The 378-nt window shown below is 50.0% G+C and carries 1 pseudogene; it reads left to right on the forward strand.

The features are described from left to right. A pseudogene (locus tag AB4323_RS24515) lies at nucleotides 1-378 on the forward strand (IS21 family transposase); the annotation flags it as partial.

Genomic DNA, 378 nt, shown 5'->3' on the forward strand with positions numbered 1-378 from the left:
TCGAACTCAGACGTAAAGGCATGACAAAGATGTTGTTGTGGCAGGAATACCATGAGCAATATCAAGAACAAGCTTACGCTTACACTCAGTTCTGCGAGCACTTCACTCGTTGGTTCAAAACTCAAAAGCGCAGCATGCGCCAGCTCCATGTGGCAGGTGACAAGCTGTTTATCGATTACTGTGGGCCTCGGCTTCAAGTGGTCAACCCTGATACAGGTGAAGTGCGCGAAGCAGAAGTGTTCGTGGCGACCTTAGGTGCGTCCAATTACACCTATGTTGAAGCCTTCCCGAGTCAAGGTAAGTCTTACTGGTTAGAGGCGCATGCCAATGCGTTCGAGCACTTCGGTGGTGTACCACAGCTCTTGGTTCCCGATAATC

Origin of the sequence: Vibrio sp. 10N.261.52.C11 (assembly GCF_041471405.1) — a bacterium.
GTDB lineage: Bacteria > Pseudomonadota > Gammaproteobacteria > Enterobacterales > Vibrionaceae > Vibrio > Vibrio crassostreae_C.